The sequence below is a fragment of the Roseomonas sp. F4 genome (assembly GCF_053891155.1).
On record NZ_JBSSHK010000003.1, the window covers coordinates 175,087 to 187,572 of the forward strand.

The window sequence follows — 12,486 nt, forward strand, 5'->3', positions numbered from 1 at the left end:
GCGCCCAGCGAGGCCCAGGCCGCGCTCATCGCCGCCCAGCCCTCCGCCGCCTCCCGGTCCGCGGCGAGGCCGGCGATCTCGCTCTGCCACAGCGTGATCCAATCTTCTGCCAGCCTTTCCAGCTCCGCAGCAGGGTCGGGAGTTCCCTCGGTAGTATCCTTGGGGCCGGTGCCGGACATCAGCCTGTCCCACGGCCATTCGCGCCCGAGTCAGATTTCCGCGACTCAGCACGATTTTCGGAATCATCGGAATCAGGTGTTTCGCACCGCAGCGCAGCGCATGTTAGGATTGTGGCAGCGGCAGGGCCGCCAGGGGAAACAAGACGCATGGCGCAGGATACGATCCAGGCAGGTGCGGGCCAAGCAGGCGCCAAGACGGCGACTGGCCAGGCCGGTGCGGGGCCCGATACCATGGACGGCCCGGCAATGCCGCCCGTGGTGGTGAAGAAATACGCCAACCGCCGACTCTACAACACCGAATCCTCGTCCTACGTCACGCTGGAGGATCTGGCGGTGATGGTCCGGAACGGCCGTCACTTCGTGGTCTATGACGCGAAGTCCGGCGAGGATATCACCCGCGGCGTGCTGACGCAGATCATCGTGGAGGAGGAATCGAAGGGGCGGAACCTGCTTCCCACCTCCTTCCTTCGCCAGATTATCGGCTTCTATGGCGACAGCATGCAGTCGCTGGTGCCGCGCTACCTGGAATCGGTGATGGGCGCCTTTTCCCGGCAGCAGGACCAGGTGCGCAAGACGGTCGAGCAGACCATGGGTGGCTTCATGCCCTTCCCGAACCTGGAGGAGATGAGCAAGCAGAACATGGCGATGATGGAACGCGCCATGACCCTGTTCTCCCCCTTCCGCCCCAGCATGGACCCGCCCGAGGCCCCCTCTGACGCGGCGCGCCTCGCGGCGCTGCAGGCGGAGCTGGAGTTGCTGCGGCTGCAACTGGAGCAGTACAAGGCCGCGGCGCGGCGCGGGGACAAAGGCTGAATCCGGCCTGCTTTGGCCGGACCACGCACATTGTGATCGTCCCAGTATCGTCAGCGCCCCCTTCTGGGCGATAATCGCGGCCTTGTCATGCGCGCCAGAGGCGAACTGCGGGGCATTGTCCCCCGCCGTTAACAGTGATGCGCTGCATTGCAGGAAAGATGAACATGTCAACCATTGAGATTGAGGAAGAGGTCGGGACCGGGCAGGGCGAGGAACGTCCGGGCCAGCGCGCGAGCGCGGCAGATCGGCATGTGGGCGCACGCATCCGCGAGAGGCGGGTGATGATGGGGCTGTCGCAGCAGCAGCTCGCCAAGCTGATCGGCGTGACCTACCAGCAGGCCCATAAGTATGAGCGGGGACTGAACCGCATTTCGGCGGGACGGCTGTTCGAGATCGGCCAGGTGCTGGGCGTGCCCGTCTCCTGGTTCTTCGACGGGCTGACCCCGGACAGCGTCGGGCTGGAAGTGTCTCCGCGCCAGCGCATGTGCCTGGAACTGGCCCGCAACTTCGCGCTGATCGACAATGAGAAGCACCAGGAAGCGCTGAGCCAGATGGCCCGCGCGCTGGCGGCCCAATCCGGGCGCGGCGAGGACTGAACCGAAGAGGCTGAACAGAAGCCCGGGCCGGACCGCCGCGTTCAGCCCACCGCCACCACGCGCCAGGCTGCCGCGCTGCCGTCCGGTTCCTTGATGGTCACGATGCTGCCCGGGCGCAGCCAGCCGGACAGGCCCTGAAGCCGGAAGAGCGGCGCCTCGTCCAGGGATTCGCCGGGGACGGCTAGGCGCAGCGCCCAACCCTCCTCCTCATGCACCACGTCGCCGAACAACGGCGGCGCCTCCGGTGCCTCCCGCCGCGCGGGCCAGGGGGCGGGATCGGCCAGATAGGCGGCTGGATCCGGCTCGCCCTGGGCGTCCAACGCCACCGAGAAGATGATGCGATGCCCCTCATGGCCCTGCGGCTCCGCAGGGCTCCAGGTCATCACCAGCGTCACCTCCACCACATCCGCCCCCACCGGCAATCCTCCCGCGACCATGCCTGTAACGCGGGCCGGTGCTGCCCGGTTCAGATGGCCACCCTAACGCCAAGCTCCACCACCCGGTCGGAGGGGATGCGGAAGAATTCCGTGGCGGGCAGCGCGTTGCGGCTCATCAAAGTGAACAGCCACTGGCGCCAGCGGGGCATCTTGGGCACGGCGGCGGCCACAACCGTCTCCCGACCCAGGAAATAGCTGGCCTGCATCGGCTCGAAGGGAATCCCGATGTCGCGCAGCGCCTCCAGCTCCCGCGGGATATGGGGGCTTTCCAGGAAGCCGTAGCGCAGGATCACGCGGTGGATGTCTGGCGCCAGTTCCGTCACCTCGCGCCGGTTCTCGACGCGGGGAATGTCCTCGTTGATGACGGTCACGAACAGCACGCGCTGATGCAGCACCTTGTTGTGCTTCAGGTTGTGCAGCAGCGCGCCGGGCACGAAATCCGCCTGCCCGGTCATGAACACGGCGATTCCGGGCACCCGGGTGGTGCGGGATTGCGGCAGCCGGGCCAGGAAGGACTTCAGCGGCAGGCTGTCCTGGCGGAAGCGCGCGAACAGCAGGTCCCGCCCGCGACGCCAGGTCAGCATCATCACGAAGATCAGCAGCCCCAGGATCAGCGGCACATAGCCACCCTCCGGGATCTTCAGCGCGGTCGAGATGAAGAAGGCCAGGTCCAGCAGCAGCAGCGGGCCGAAGATGCCGATCACCAGCAGCCAGGACCAGCCATAGGCACGGCGGAACACCAGCAAGGCGAGGCAGGAGGTGCAGACGAAGGTGCCGGTGACCGCCAGCCCATAGGCCGCCGCCAGGCTGTCGCTGTTCCGGAACTCCAGCACCAGGATCACCACGCCGATCAGCAGCAGCATGTTGACCTGGGGCATGTAGATCTGCCCCTGCTCCGTCTCGCTGGTGTGATGCACCGTCAGCCGGGGCAGGAAGCCCATCTGCACGCATTGCCGGGCGATGGAGAAGGCGCCGGAGATCATCGCCTGGCTGGCGATGATGGTGGCCATGGTCGCCAGCACCACCAGCGGCAGCCGTGCCCATTCGGGCGCCAGCAGGAAGAAGGGGTTTTCGATCGCCGCCGGGTCGGACAGCAGCAGCGCGCCTTGGCCGAAATAGTTCAGCGCCAGCGCCGGCAGTACGAAGGCGACCCAGGCGAGCTGGATCGGCCGGCGGCCGAAATGCCCCATATCGGCATAGAGCGCCTCCGCCCCCGTCACCGCCAGCACGACGGAGCCGAGCGCGATGAAGGCGGCCAGGTGGTAGTGGACGCAGAACTGGATGGCATAGGTCGGCGACAGGGCCACCAGCACCTGCGGTTCCTGCACGATCTCGATCAGCCCCAGCAGGCCGATCACGCCGAACCACACCGCGCAGATCGGCCCGAAGATGCGCCCCATGCTGCCGGTGCCGCGCCATTGCACCAGGAACAGCGCCAGCAGGATGCCGAGCGCGATCGGCACCACCGCCTCCTCGAAGGCGGGGGAGATGACCTTCAGCCCCTCCACCGCCGAGAGCACCGAAATCGCCGGCGTGATGATGCCGTCACCGAAGAACAGGCTGGCGCCGGCGATGCCGATCAGCGCCACGATCCAGCGGCCGCGCTCGGTCCGCGCATGGCGCTGCGCGAGCGCCATCAGGGCCAGGATGCCGCCTTCGCCGCGATTGTCGGCCCGCAGCATGAAGACCACGTATTTGATCGTGACGGTCAGCACCAGGGACCAGAAGATCAGGCTGAGCAGCCCCAGGATCTCCCACCGCTCGATGCCATCCGCCGAGAAATGCAGAAGGGAGGCCCGCAGGGCATAGAGCGGGCTGGTGCCGATATCGCCATAGACGACACCCAGGACACCGATCAGGGCCGCCGTGGTGACGGGACGCGCGGCCGCGGGGGTATGGCTCAAAATGTCGCTCCAAGCGCGCAACAGCCGCACGCATAGGCCGGCGCGCCCATGCCACGCAAGCGCGACCTATCGCGGCGGCGGCGCCCTGCCATGGCTGGCATCGGTGCAATGGCCATGGCCGAAATCGGCCAGGGTTTCGATGATGCGGCAATCGCCGACCGACCCGCCCTCGCAACTCGTCGCCATCCGCGAAAGCTCCGCCCGCAGCGCGGCCAGCCGGTGCAGACGGGCGTCGATCTCGGCGATCTGGGCGGTGGCCAGGGCATGGGCCTGGGTGCAATCCGCCCGCGGCTGGTCGGCCAGATCCAGCAGCGCGCGGATCGCCTCGCTGTCGAAGCCCAGCTCCCGCGCATGGCGGATGAAGCCCAGGCGGCGCAGATGCGCGGGGCCATAGGCGCGGTGGCCGCCGGCGGTGCGGGCCGGTGGCGGCAGCCAGCCCTCCTGCTCATACCAGCGGATGGTGGTGGCCTTCACGCCGGTGGCACGGGCCAGGTCGCCGATCGCGTAGCTCTGCATCGCGGAATCTCCTGCTCAGGAGATTGGGGCGGGGGGCTTGAACTTCCAGCCACTGGAGGTCCCATAACAGCGCCCATCGACGAAGGATGCGGCAGATGGGCGCGATGGAACGGCGGAGCTGGCGGGTGGAGGGCATGGATTGCGCCGCCTGCGTCGCCTCCGTGACCCGGGCGGTGGAGCGGCTGCCCGGGGTCAGCGAGGTCGAGGTGAACCTGATGGCGGAGCGGCTGTCCCTGTCGCTGGCGCCGGGCGGGGCGACGCCGGCGGCGATCGTCGGGCAGGTCGCGGCCCTCGGCTTCACCGCCACCACGCTCGGCGATGACGCGACGGCCCCGAGCCCGGGCGCGCACAGCCATCACGACCATGACGATCCCGCGGATGCCCAGAAGCCCTGGTGGGGCACATCCAAGGCCAGGCTGGTCTGGCTGCTCGGCGGGCTGGTCGGTGCCGCCTATGGGCTGTCGCTGCTGCTGCCGGCCCATCTGACCTATCCACTGTTCGTGGTGGCGACGCTGGTCGCGCTTTGGCCCTTCGGCCGTCGCGCCTGGGCGCTGGCCCGTGCCGGGTCGCCCTTTTCCATCGAGACGCTGATGGTGGTCGCCACCAGCGGTGCCACGCTGATCGGCGCGGCGGAGGAGGCGGCAGTGGTCGTGCTGCTGTTTGCCCTCGGCGAGATGCTGGAGAATGTCGCCGCCGGCCGCGCCCGCGCCGGCATCCGCGCCTTGTCCAGCCTGATGCCGCGCACGGCGCTGCGCCTGCGCGCCGACGGCAGTACGGAGCAGGTCGCGGCCGGACTGCTCGCCGTGGGCGATCGGGTGCTGGTCCGCCCCGGCGACCGCCTGCCCTGTGACGGCGTGATCGAGGAGGGGACCTCCGCCTTGGATGAAAGCCCGGTGACTGGCGAAAGCCTGCCGGTCAGCCGTGGGCCGGGGGAGGCGGTGGTGGCCGGCGCCATCAATGCGGAGGGCGCGCTGCGCATCCGCGTCACCCGCGGCGCCGCCGACAACACCATCGCCCGCATCATCCGCATGGTGGAGGAGGCCACCGCCAGCCGCGCGCCGACGCAGCGCTTCATCGAGCGGTTTTCCGCCTGGTGGACGCCGGGGGCGATGCTGGTCTCGGCGCTGGTGATCCTGCTGTCGCCGCCGCTGCTGGGCTGGGACTGGGGCACCAGCCTCTATCGCGGCCTGGCGGTGCTGCTGATCGCCTGCCCCTGCGCGCTGGTGATTTCCGTGCCCGCCGCCATGGCCTCGGGCCTTTCGGCCGGGGCGCGGCGCGGGCTGCTGGTCAAGGGTGGCGCGGCGCTGGAGGCCATTGGCGGGGCGCGGACGGTCGCCTTCGACAAGACCGGCACGCTGACCGAGGGCCGGCCGCGCGTCACCGACCTTCTGGCCGCGCCGGGCATGACGGAGGCGCAGTTGCTGGGCTGGGCGGCGGCGGTGGAACAAGGTTCTGCCCATCCGCTGGCCGCCGCCATCCTGGCCGAGGCTGTGGCACGCGGCGTGATGGCACCCCTTGCTCGCGAGCATGCTGCCATCCCGGGCAAGGCCGTGACCGCGCTGGTGGAGGGCCGCCGCATGGCCATCGGCAGCCCGCGCTATGCGGCGGAGAAAAACGTGGATTTCGGGGCGTTGGACGGCGAACTGCCGCGGCTGGAGGGGGAGGGCAAGACCGTCGCCGCGCTGCTGGCCGGCGACCGCCTGCTCGGCCTGATCGCGCTGCGCGACGAGCCGCGCCCGGATGCGCAGGCCGGCATCTCGGCGCTGCGGGCGCAGGGGCTGCGGCCCGTGATGCTGACCGGCGACAATGCCCGCACCGGCGCCGCCCTGGCCGGCGCGCTCGGGCTGGAGGTGGAGGCGGAACTGCTGCCGGAGGACAAGCTGCGCGCGATCGCTCGGCTGCGGCAGGACGGCGCCGTCATCATGGTGGGGGACGGCATCAACGACGCGCCGGCGCTTGCCGCCGCCTCGGTCGGCGTCGCCATGGGCGGCGGCACCGACGTGGCGCTGGAAGCCGCCGACGCCGCTGTGCTGAAGGACCGTGTGACGGGGGTGGCGGAGCTGGTGGGCCTGTCCCGCGCCACCATGGCCAATGTGAAGCAGAATGTGGCGGTGGCGGTCGGGCTGAAGGCGGTGTTCCTGGTGACCACGCTGGCGGGCCTGACAGGGCTGTGGCCTGCCATCCTGGCCGATACCGGCGCCACCGTGCTGGTCACGCTCAACGCGCTGCGGCTGCTGCTGTGGCGGCCCGCCGCGTGATGCGCAGGGCCCGCCTCACCCCAGGGGGTAAGGCGGGCCGGACGCTCAATGCCCGCGCAGGATCTGGCTCAGGAACAGGCGCAGGCGGTCGGTCTTCGGGTCGTTGAACAGGGCTTCGGGTTCGCCGCTTTCCACGATCTCGCCGCGGTCCATGAAGACCACCCGGTCGGCAACCTGACGCGCGAAACCCATCTCATGGGTCACGCAGATCATGGTCATGCCGGTCTCGGCCAGCATCACCATGGTGTCCAGAACCTCCTTGATCATCTCGGGGTCGAGCGCGCTGGTCGGCTCGTCGAACAGCATGATCTTGGGCTTCATGCACAGCGCGCGGGCGATCGCCACGCGCTGCTGCTGGCCGCCGGAAAGCTGGCCCGGATACTTCTTCGCCTGTTCCGGGATTCGCACCCGTTCCAGGTATTCCATCGCCAGATCCTCGGCTTCCTTCTTCGGCATCCGGCGTACCCAGATCGGCGCCAGAGTGCAGTTCTCCAGGATCGTCAGATGCGGGAACAGGTTGAAGGACTGGAACACCATGCCGACCTCGCGCCGGATCGCGTCCAGGCTGCGCAGGTCGTCGGACAGCTCGATCCCATCGACGATGATCTTGCCCTGCTGGTGCTGTTCCAGCCGGTTGATGCAGCGGATCATGGTGGACTTGCCGGAGCCGGAGGGGCCGCAGACCACCACACGCTCCCCGGTGGCGACGGAGAGATTGATATCGCGCAGCACATGCAGCGCGCCGAACCATTTATTGACGTCCTGCAGCAGGATGGCCGGCGGGGCGTCGGCCCGCACCGCGGAGGCGAAGCGGCCTTCGGTTTCGATGGTTGCACCCATGTTCAGCTTCCCTTGGTACCGGTTCAGCGGCGCCGATGTTGGTTGAGATCGCGTTCCAGAGCCTGGCTGTACTTCGACATGGCGAAGCAGAAGACCAGGTAGATCGCGCCGACGAAGACATAGACCTCCACGCCGAAGCCCTGCCAGGCAGGCTCGACGATCGCGGTCTTGCCCGCCGTCAGCAGGTCGAAGATGCCGATGATGAGCACCAGACTCGTGTCTTTGAAGAAGCCGATGAACGTGTTCACCAGCGGCGGAATCACCAGCCGCAGCGCCTGCGGCAGGATGATGAAGCCGGTCTTCTGCCAATAGGACAGGCCCAGCGCGTCCGCGGCCTCATACTGCCCGCGCGGCAGGGTCTGCAGCCCGGCGCGCACGACTTCCGCCAGATAGGCGCCGGCGAAGAGCGTGATGGCGATCTGCGCGCGCAGCAGCTTGTCGATGTTCATACCCTCCGGCAGGAACAGCGGGAACATCACGCTGGCCATGAACAGCAGGCTGATCAGCGGCACGCCGCGAATCAGCTCCACATACAGCACGCAGAGCGTCTTAATGGCCGGCAGGTTCGACCGTCGGCCGAGCGCCACCAGGATCGCCAGCGGAAAGGCGAAGGCGAGGCCGAAGGTGGACAGGATCAGCGTGATCGGCAGCCCGCCCCAACGCTCCTGCGGCACATAGCTCAGGCCGAAGACGCCGCCCCACATCAGCACGCCGATGACGGTCAGCGTGACGACCCAGATCGGGACCAGCACCCAGGACCAGAAGCGCCGCATGGCGGAGACGATGTACAGGCCGATGAACAGCGCGCAGACCAGCAGCGGCCGCCAATGCTCGTCATAGGGGTAGGTGCCGAACAGGATGAAGCGGTGCTTCTCCCCGATCACGGCCCAGCAGGCGCCGGAGCCTTCCAGGTCGCGGCAGGCCTGCGTCTGCGGGATGTTGCCCTGCATCGGCACCGACCAGATGGCGTTCAGGAAGGCCCAGTCGATGAAGCCGATCGTCCAGCGGATCAGCAGATAGGCCATCACCAGCGTCAGCGCGGAGCTGAGCCAGGAGGAGAACAGATTGGCCCGCAGCCAGGCCACGGCGCCGATGCTGGCCATCGGGGCGGTGCGAGGGGCGGCTTCCGGGTTGGCGGTGGCCGCATTCAGCGTGACATCGCTCATGCTCAGCGCTCCACCAGGGCGATGCGGGCGTCGTGTCCAGCCGCAGGCTGGATGCGCCAGGACAGGAATAGTGCGCCGGAGGCGGCGCTGCCTTGCCGAGCCATGGTGCTACCGCTCCACCAGCGCGATGCGCGCATTATACCAGTTCATGAACAGGCTGATCGACAGGCTGATGGTCAGGTAGACCGCCATGATGATGGTGATGCCCTCGATCGCCTGGCCGGTCTGATTCAGGGTGGTATTGGCGATGCTGACGATGTCCTGGTAGCCGATGGCCACGGCCAGCGAGCTGTTCTTGGTCAGGTTCAGATACTGGCTGGTCATCGGCGGGATGATCACCCGCAGCGCCTGCGGCAGCACGATGCGCTTCAGGATATCGCCTCGGCGCATCCCCAGCGCCTGGGCGGCTTCCCACTGCCCCTGATTCACCGCCTGGATGCCGGCGCGGACGATCTCCGCGATGAAGCCGGCCGTATAGGTCACCAGGCCGATCAACAGGGCGAAGTATTCCGGCGTGACGGTCAGCCCGCCCTGGAAGTTGAAGCCCCGCAGTTCCGGGATGTCCGGGGTGAAGGGCGCGCCATGCGCCAGCCAGACCAGCAATGGCAGGCCGAGCATCAGGCCGAGCGCGGCGGGCCAGAGCTTTCGCGGCTGGCCATCGGCATATTGCCGGGCGCGCAGGGCGCGGCCGACCAGCAGGGTCAGCACGAAGCCCACCACCAGCGCCAGCAGCGCCATACTGTGTGCAGGCAGCCATTCGATGAAGGGCAGCTTCATGCCCCGGTTGGACAGGAACACGCCCTCCACCGGGTTCAGCGCCCGGCGCGGCACCGGCAGGGTCTGCAGGATGGTGTACCAGAACAGCAATTGCAGCAGCAGCGGCAGGTCGCGGATGACCTCCACATAGACACCGGCGATCTTTGACAGCAGCCAGTTCTGCGACAGCCGGGCGATGCCGACCAGCGTGCCGAGGATGGTGGCCAGCACCACGCCGACCACTGCGATCTTCAGCGTGTTCAGCACGCCCACGGTCAAGGCGCGGCGATAGGTGTCGGTGGGGTCGTATTCGATCAGGCTCTCACCGATCGGCAGCCCCGCCTCCCGCCCCAGGAAGCCGAAGCCGGTGGCGATGCGGCGCACTTCCAGATTGTGCACCGTGTTGGACCACAGCCAGTAGACGATCGCCACGACGACGCCGACGACCAGCACCTGCCAGACGATGCCGCGTAGGCGTTCGTCGGACCAGGACAGGCGAAGCGGGCGTCGGGGCGGCCCGGCCTTGCTCAGGCGCGGATCGACGGTCGAGGAGGACATGCGGCATCCCTGTAAAGGATCGTGCTCCGGCAGGTTGGCTCCCGCCGGTGATATCGGGTCGAGGGACGTGGGGTCCCGGTGGAGGAGGGAGGGGGTGGCATGCCTGGCCGGCCATGCAAAAGCGGGGCCGCCGCCCCCTCAGAGCCTTGTACTGATCGCGTTAGTCAGACTTTTCGGCGATTCCGCCTCAAGCCATCACGCTCGGGCGGCCAAAGGCCGCCCGGGCAGGTTGTCGCGCGGCCGGGGCCGCGCGCAACGGTTCAGCGCAGCGGCGGGGCGTATTGCAGGCCGCCATTGGTCCACAGCGCGTTCGGGCCGCGCTGCAGGCCGATCGGCGCCAGGTTGCGCTCGAAGATCTCGCCGTAATTGCCCAGCGTGCGGATGATGTTGACCATCCACAGGTTGTCGACGCTGAGCATCTGGCCGAGCTCACCGCTGCGGCCGAGCATGCGCTGCACGTCCGGACGCGCATCGGACTGGGCCGCCTGCTGCACGTTGGCGGCGGTGATGCCCAATTCCTCGGCACCGACCAGACCGAAATGAATCCACTTCACCAGGTCGGCGAAGCGCTGGTCACCATGGCGCACTGCCGGGCCAAGCGGCTCCTTGCTGATGACATCCGGCAGGATCAGATGGTCCGCCGGGCGCGGCTGGGCCGAGCGGGTGGAGGCCAGGCCGGAGACGTCGGTGGTATAGGCATCGCAGCGGCCGGCGACATAGGCGCCCACCACTTCTTCCAGCCGCTCGATCACCACGGGGGTGAAGCGGATGCGGTTGGCGCGGGCCCAGTCGGTCAGGTTCTGCTCGGTGGTGGTGCCGGGCTGCACGCAGATGGTGGCGCCGTTCAGGTCGCGCGCGGTGCGCACGCCGGCGGCGGTCTTCACCATGAAGCCCTGGCCGTCGAAGAAATTGATGCCGGTGAAGTCGAAGCCCAGCGAGGTGTCGCGGGACAGCGTCCAGGTCGTGTTGCGGGACAGCATGTCGATCTCGCCCGACTGCAGCGCCGTGAAGCGGTTCTGCGCGGTGGTCGGCACGTAGCGGACCTTGTTCGGGTCGTTCCACAGCGCCACGGCGACCGCGCGGCAGTAATCCACGTCGAAGCCGCGCCAGACGCCCTGGCTGTCCGGCTGGGCGAAGCCGGCGAGGCCGGTGTTCACGCCGCAGATCAGCGTGCCACGGGCGCGGATCGCGTCCAGAGTCGGTGAACCGGGTGCCTGCGCGAGCGCCGGCGTTGCCATCATGGCCACGCCGCCGAGCACGGCCGTCAGGGCCAGGCGAAGAGCTTTCATTCCGAGCACTCCCATTATTGTCTCAAGCCTCACTGTCCGGCCGATACGCCGGCGCGATGTTCCCCGCGGGAGACATGCTGCGCCAGCCCCGGGCCGGGATCAACGCGCAACATGGCACGCCGAGGCACTTCGCCTAGGGTGCCGATCAAGGCCTGTCAAACGCGGCCGCTTCCCCGGATGCCCGGCAGGCGCCAACCTGTCGCCGACACGGCGTGGGTTGGGATGTAACTGAATGCGTATCATTTCGGCTGACCAGATACGGGCGGACCTGCCCTGGGCGGAGCTTGAGGCAGCGCTGGAGACGATGTTCCGCCAGGGCTGCGATGCGCCGCTGCGCCACCGCCACCCGCTGCCCGCCGTGCACGGGGCCGCCGAAGGGATGCTGCTGCTGATGCCCGCCTGGTCGCGTCATTACACCGGCGTGAAGATTGTGCATGTCGCCCCCGGCAATGGCGCGCGCGGCCTGCCGGCGGTGCAGGCGGTCTATCTGCTGTCGGATGCCGAAACCGGCCAGCCGCTGGCGATGCTGGATGGCGGGGAGCTGACGGATCGCCGCACCGCCGCCGCCAGTACCCTGGCGGGCCGCTTCCTGGCCCGAAAGGACAGCCGGCGCCTGCTGGTGCTGGGCGCCGGCCGCGTCGGCGCGGCGCTGGCGGAGGCCTGGTGCGACCGCTTTGCGCTGGAGCATGTCGCCATCTGGTCCCGCAACCCGGCCCATGCCCAGGCCCTGGCGCAACGGCTGGCGGCGCATGGCCTGCCGGCGGTGGCGACCGGGAACCCGGACCCGGCGGGCTATGACATCGTCTCCGCCGCCACCCTGTCCGAAACGCCTCTGGTGCGGGGTGCGGCAGTTTCGCCCGGCACGCATGTCGACCTGGTCGGTGCCTTCCGGCCGACCATGCGGGAAAGCGACGGCGCGCTTCTGGCCCGCGCCACCCTGGTGCTGGACACTCGCGCCGGCGGGCTGGCGGAGGCTGGCGACGTGGTGCAGGCGATCGCCGAGGGCGCGATCACCGAAGCCCATGTCGCCGCCGATCTGGCCGAACTGTGCCGTGGCGAACACCCCGGCCGGCGCGATGCGGCGGAGGTCACGCTGTTCAAATCCGTCGGCTGGGCCGGCGAGGATCTGGCCGCCGCCGTACTCGCCTATCGGGCGGAATAGCGCCCCACCGGG

Annotated in this window: 11 protein-coding genes; 4 read left to right on the forward strand and 7 right to left on the reverse strand. The window is 68.7% G+C overall.

The annotated features are described in order from the left end of the window. Positions 1-410 precede the first annotated feature (410 nt). Positions 411-992, forward strand: coding sequence for a polyhydroxyalkanoate synthesis repressor PhaR (phaR, locus tag ACVFYP_RS13160; RefSeq protein WP_499201271.1), 582 nt, complete (start codon positions 411-413; stop codon positions 990-992). A gap of 164 nt (positions 993-1,156) precedes the next feature. Next, positions 1,157-1,588: a helix-turn-helix domain-containing protein gene (locus ACVFYP_RS13165; protein ID WP_499200639.1), complete on the forward strand. Its 432-nt coding sequence runs from the start codon at positions 1,157-1,159 to the stop codon at positions 1,586-1,588. Positions 1,589-1,629: 41 nt separating this feature from the next. Here the strand turns inward: ACVFYP_RS13165 and ACVFYP_RS13170 are convergent, their stop codons facing one another. The 3 genes from ACVFYP_RS13170 to ACVFYP_RS13180 all read right to left on the reverse strand — a co-directional run bounded on the left by ACVFYP_RS13170 (position 1,630) and on the right by ACVFYP_RS13180 (position 4,445). Beyond that, on the reverse strand, positions 1,630-2,025 hold the full coding sequence (locus ACVFYP_RS13170; protein ID WP_499200640.1) for a hypothetical protein: 396 nt from the start codon (positions 2,023-2,025) through the stop codon (positions 1,630-1,632). Positions 2,026-2,054: 29 nt separating this feature from the next. Further along, complete coding sequence (locus ACVFYP_RS13175; RefSeq protein ID WP_499200641.1) at positions 2,055-3,929, reverse strand: potassium transporter Kup; 1,875 nt, start codon at positions 3,927-3,929, stop codon at positions 2,055-2,057. 66 nt (positions 3,930-3,995) lie between these two features. Further along, on the reverse strand, positions 3,996-4,445 hold the full coding sequence (locus ACVFYP_RS13180) for a MerR family transcriptional regulator (protein WP_499200642.1): 450 nt from the start codon (positions 4,443-4,445) through the stop codon (positions 3,996-3,998). 95 nt (positions 4,446-4,540) lie between these two features. Between ACVFYP_RS13180 and ACVFYP_RS13185 the strand changes: the two genes are divergently transcribed. Beyond that, positions 4,541-6,703 carry a heavy metal translocating P-type ATPase gene (locus ACVFYP_RS13185; RefSeq protein ID WP_499200643.1) on the forward strand — a complete coding sequence of 721 codons (2,163 nt, stop codon included), beginning with the start codon at positions 4,541-4,543 and terminating at the stop codon, positions 6,701-6,703. A 45-nt stretch (positions 6,704-6,748) separates the two neighbouring features. Here ACVFYP_RS13185 and ACVFYP_RS13190 read toward each other — a convergent pair whose 3' ends face one another. From ACVFYP_RS13190 to ACVFYP_RS13205, 4 genes are all read right to left on the reverse strand, one after another. Next, positions 6,749-7,543, reverse strand: coding sequence for an amino acid ABC transporter ATP-binding protein (locus ACVFYP_RS13190; RefSeq protein ID WP_499200644.1), 795 nt, complete (start codon positions 7,541-7,543; stop codon positions 6,749-6,751). Between the two features lie 23 nt (positions 7,544-7,566). Further along, entirely contained in the window at positions 7,567-8,709 is a 1,143-nt protein-coding gene (locus ACVFYP_RS13195) for an amino acid ABC transporter permease (RefSeq protein ID WP_499200645.1), read from the reverse strand. 108 nt (positions 8,710-8,817) lie between these two features. Then, entirely contained in the window at positions 8,818-10,023 is a 1,206-nt protein-coding gene (locus tag ACVFYP_RS13200) for an amino acid ABC transporter permease (protein WP_499200646.1), read from the reverse strand. A gap of 260 nt (positions 10,024-10,283) precedes the next feature. Continuing rightward, positions 10,284-11,312 carry an amino acid ABC transporter substrate-binding protein gene (locus tag ACVFYP_RS13205; RefSeq protein ID WP_499200647.1) on the reverse strand — a complete coding sequence of 343 codons (1,029 nt, stop codon included), beginning with the start codon at positions 11,310-11,312 and terminating at the stop codon, positions 10,284-10,286. 232 nt (positions 11,313-11,544) lie between these two features. Here ACVFYP_RS13205 and lhpI point away from each other — a divergent pair, with 232 nt between their 5' ends. Next, positions 11,545-12,474 (forward strand): bifunctional Delta(1)-pyrroline-2-carboxylate/Delta(1)-piperideine-2-carboxylate reductase, encoded by a 930-nt coding sequence (gene lhpI, locus ACVFYP_RS13210; protein WP_499200648.1) that lies wholly within the window; start codon positions 11,545-11,547, stop codon positions 12,472-12,474. The last annotated feature ends 12 nt before the right edge of the window (positions 12,475-12,486 follow it).

Bases quoted from the DNA above. Each gene is read 5' to 3' on its own strand.
- ACVFYP_RS13200 (WP_499200646.1), bottom strand. From the start codon at position 10,023: ATGTCCTCCTCGACCGTCGATCCGCGCCTGAGCAAGGCCGGGCCGCCC.
- ACVFYP_RS13205 (WP_499200647.1), bottom strand. From the start codon at position 11,312: ATGAAAGCTCTTCGCCTGGCCCTGACGGCCGTGCTCGGCGGCGTGGCC.
- ACVFYP_RS13170 (WP_499200640.1), bottom strand. From the start codon at position 2,025: ATGGTCGCGGGAGGATTGCCGGTGGGGGCGGATGTGGTGGAGGTGACG.
- ACVFYP_RS13180 (WP_499200642.1), bottom strand. From the start codon at position 4,445: ATGCAGAGCTACGCGATCGGCGACCTGGCCCGTGCCACCGGCGTGAAG.
- ACVFYP_RS13195 (WP_499200645.1), bottom strand. From the start codon at position 8,709: ATGAGCGATGTCACGCTGAATGCGGCCACCGCCAACCCGGAAGCCGCC.
- lhpI (WP_499200648.1), top strand. From the start codon at position 11,545: ATGCGTATCATTTCGGCTGACCAGATACGGGCGGACCTGCCCTGGGCG.
- ACVFYP_RS13185 (WP_499200643.1), top strand. From the start codon at position 4,541: ATGGGCGCGATGGAACGGCGGAGCTGGCGGGTGGAGGGCATGGATTGC.
- ACVFYP_RS13165 (WP_499200639.1), top strand. From the start codon at position 1,157: ATGTCAACCATTGAGATTGAGGAAGAGGTCGGGACCGGGCAGGGCGAG.
- ACVFYP_RS13190 (WP_499200644.1), bottom strand. From the start codon at position 7,543: ATGGGTGCAACCATCGAAACCGAAGGCCGCTTCGCCTCCGCGGTGCGG.
- phaR (WP_499201271.1), top strand. From the start codon at position 411: ATGGACGGCCCGGCAATGCCGCCCGTGGTGGTGAAGAAATACGCCAAC.